This is a genomic window from Candidatus Cryosericum odellii (assembly GCF_003570935.1).
Taxonomy (GTDB): Bacteria; Caldisericota; Caldisericia; order Cryosericales; family Cryosericaceae; genus Cryosericum; species Cryosericum odellii.
In genome coordinates this window covers 1-3,761 of record NZ_QXIU01000024.1, presented here as the reverse complement: position 1 = coordinate 3,761, position 3,761 = coordinate 1, and the positions used below count along the sequence as shown (strand labels likewise).

Annotated in this window: 3 protein-coding genes; all 3 read left to right on the top strand. The window is 59.5% G+C overall.

Translation table 11 applies throughout. The features are described 5' to 3' along the window. On the top strand, positions 1-223 hold a 223-nt coding region (locus tag SMC5_RS01000; RefSeq protein WP_133299130.1), incomplete at its 5' end, for an RNA polymerase sigma factor. Beyond that, entirely contained in the window at positions 204-440 is a 237-nt protein-coding gene (locus SMC5_RS00995) for a hypothetical protein (RefSeq protein WP_119086830.1), read from the top strand. The genes SMC5_RS01000 and SMC5_RS00995, both read left to right, overlap by 20 nt. Positions 441-563: 123 nt before the next feature. Further along, the gene (locus SMC5_RS00990) at positions 564-3,704 is read left to right on the top strand and encodes a diguanylate cyclase (protein WP_126854899.1); all 3,141 of its coding nucleotides are present in this window, start codon (positions 564-566) and stop codon (positions 3,702-3,704) included. Positions 3,705-3,761 lie beyond the last annotated feature (57 nt).

The window sequence follows — 3,761 nt, the reverse complement described above, 5'->3', positions numbered from 1 at the left end:
CCCGGTGCAAGCCGAGACCGTACGGGACGTCGCAGCAGGCATGCGGCACCTTCCGGGCGACCTGAGAGACGTGTTGTACTTCTATTACTACAAGGAGATGCCCTACGAGAAGATTGCACAACTCATCGGGAAGCCCGTCGGAACCGTCAAATCGCGCCTCTTTCGCGCGAAGGAAGAGCTGAAGGCCTTCATGGAGGCACATCGTGATCATCGAACACAGTGACGACGAGCTTGACCAGTTGCTTCGGACACACTATCACGTGGCTGTCGACGGCGTGACGGTACCGGAGCACGTGCTGCGCCATGTCCTGACAACAACCGAACCGCAAGACGGACGGACGGCCCGCTGGACGCCAGTCCTGGCCTTCGCTCTGGCCGGCGCCTCGTTCCTCATTATTCTCGCCTCCTCGCGCGTTGTCGAGGTTCTGCTCAGCCTCTAGACTGCCATCTTGTTGACAAGCTCTCCCTGACGCCCGCCCAGACCCGTCAGCGAGAGACTTGCGCTGCGGTTTGCATTTTCCATGGGAACGCTATAGTTTCTCTATGGAAAGGGCTTGCACACCGTGAAACCTGCCGAACGCAACATAACCAGGATATTCATTCTGCTCCGGTATGTCATCATTGCTGGAGGCAGCGTCTGGTGGCTTTTTGTCATGCTCAGTCAGCCCCCTCGGTCCATCGGACTCGTGCTTCTGCCCGGGCTGCTTGTCACCGCAATCGTCTTCAACGTCTCGATTGATCTCGTAGACCGCTTCGCGCCTCACAGCAGGATAGCGCGCGCCATCCTCCGGCACCAGATCCTCTTCGACGGCATTGCCATGAACCTCTTCCTGGGCGCGATGGGCAGCCCCCTGCTGATGGGTAGACCCGCGTTCTATGGCGGAACACGCGTCCTGCCGTTTGACCTCAGTTTCATCGTCAGTGGCGCCTTCATCGTCATTGCATCCATCGTCCTGCAGAACGGGCACTTTCCCCTGTACCTGACGGCAGCCCTTGCAAGTCTTGTGGCAAGCCAGGGATTGTCGATTGCTCAGCAGCAGGGCGGCGGCTTCATGCAAGCGCTCCGGTCAGCCAACTGGGGAGACATCGGGGCAGGGATGCTAGCTGTTGCGGGTGTGGGGATCCTGTCATATGCTGCCGACGAACATGTCAGGCGCAGGCTTCGCGCCATGGATACCCGTGTCACTGATGTCAATCGTGACAAGGACCGCATGCAGGCCACGTTCCACAAGTTGTCCTTTCTTACCGCCATTATCCGGGATATGGCCGCGTCTCAGGCCTATCAGCAGGTTCTGGAGGCCATCACGGACCGTGCAGCGCTGTTCTTCTCGGCCGACGACGCTATCGTTGCCACCATCGACGCGGACATGGAGGGCCTGTCCGTTGTCGCCGCCAAGAGCGAATATCGCGAAGCTCTCTCACACCTGCACATCCGACGGGGACAGGGAATTCTGGGCAAGATTTTCGACGGCGACGCCCCCGAACTCATCAAGAACGCCCTGTTGGACCCGCGCGCCATGCAGATCTATGGGACGCCCGAAGAGCCCGAATCGATGATGGCTGCTCCACTGCGCAAGGGCAACCAGAAGTACGGTCTCGTCTCTGTCAGCCGCATTGGCGTCGAGAATCCCTTCAACGAAGACGACCTGGCCCTGTTCACATCGTTCGCGAACATCGCCGCCTCGGTGCTGGACAATGCCACGATCATGGAGGCACTGAGGCGCAAGAACTTCACGTTGACAGTCACCAACCAGCTCTCGTCAGCCATCGTCTCCGCCCTGCCGTTCGACAAGGAGATCAACAGCTTCCTCTCCATCATGAGCAACGCGTTCCAGCTGTCGCGCATCAATCTGCTGATGGTGGAAAACGACCGCTTCACCCGGTTCTTTGCGGTACCGCCACCCAAGTCCCCTGTCCCACCTCAGGAGATCATTGCACGCATGAACGGAGGAGCGGGAGCCATTGGGCAGGCGCTGCGTGAGCGAGCGATCGTCAATGTCCCCAACACCGCCGAGTATGCCAACTACATCATGGCCGATGAGGCCACGCGCAGTGAACTGGCCATCCCGATGAAGAATGCAGAAGGGCGGGTCATCGCCGTGCTCAGCCTGGAAAACAGCCAGAGTGACTACTTCACCAGCGACGTCTCCGCGGACGTCCTGGCGATTGCCGGGGAGGTACAGGAATTCCTGCAGGGAAGGTTGATCTGGGAAGAAGTCAAAGAGCAGCGTAACATCCGCGAAGCCATCAACAGGGCAGAGCTGGAAAACATCGACGTCTCAACAGCCGAACAGGCAACAGCGCATCTCAGTCGCCTTCTGTGGCGAATCCTGCCAGGGCCAGGGAGTGTCATCCTGCTGGAAAACGCGGGTAACACGGCACGCCCCTGGACTGCCATCCGGGCCGCCAGCACAAAAGGGGCGGAACCTGTCCGTGTCTTCGAAAGCGAGTTGCGGGCTCGACTGGATATGACACACTCGCTGTCACGCTCGGTCACCGGCCTATTGCAGGACCGCGACCTGATGGTGCGTCAGCTTGACTTCGAGCAGCGCCTCGTCGGCTTCGTTATCGTGGGTATCGGAGAACACAGACTGCTGACAGTCAGCGAAACCAGTGCATTCGACCTCTTCATGGCCTATGCGGAGTCCATCGTACAGAAGATCTTCGTGAAGCAGCGCTCCGCCCTGCTCACGAAGTATCGACTCGCGGCGAGGGAACTGCTCGACAACTCCTTCAAACGCACAGACCTGCGACAGTTCCTGGCTGCCACGGCTCACAAGCTGCAGGATGCCATGGAGGCGGACGCATCGGCATACATCCCCTTCGAAGCAGGATCCAGACAGCTGGTTGTCAGCCAGGCCGACATCTTCGGGTTCACTCCCGAACCCGGGGTCGAGCCGGGTATTCTGGGCGAAGCGTTCAGTAGTCCCAGCCTTGCGGTCGTCCACGCTGAAGTCTCGAACACGATGGTCCCGCTCGCCCCAGCGGCCATGACCGAGCTGACCCTCCGCATAACGCTCGAAGGTGTCCTGTACGGTGTCCTGTACGTATCGTTCAAACGCCCCGTGCTTCTGACAGATGAAGAACGGCATATGGTGGAGGCTTTCGTCTCAGACTGCAGCCTGGTCGCCGAGAACATCCTCTACGTCCATCGCATCGATGAGCTCTCGGTGACCGACGAGTTGACGGGCCTGGGCAACTATCGCGCGTTCGTGACACACTCCATCGAGCAGTCGGAGCGCACAGCACGGTTTGGTGAGGAGTTCTCCCTCCTGTTCTTCGATATCGACGACTTCAAGAAGTACAACGACACCTACTCCCATCTGGATGGAAACCTCGCCCTCCAGGGCATCGCGGACATCCTGCGCCATAGCATCCGGACTGTCGATTCAGCCTATAGGTACGGCGGCGAGGAGTTCGTCATCCTGATGCCGGGGGCCTCTCCCACCGACGCGCGCAAGGCCGCCGAGCGTATTCGCGCGTCCGTCGAACGCAACAGTGGTCGTGACCACCGCCACTTCCGTACCGTGGTCACGCTGAGCGGTGGCGTCACAAGCTTCGAGGACCGCGTGTCTGACCCAAAGAATCTGCTCCTGCTCGCCGATCTTGCGATGTACCAGGCCAAGAAAAGTGGCAAGAACACTATTTACGTCCTGGGAAGCCTGGCCAGCCAGAAACAGGCTGAGCCGGGACCCCCGGAATAGTCCGCCGTTTGCTCCCAATTCGTTGCATCTGGGAACGTTTTCCCTATACTTGTTCTG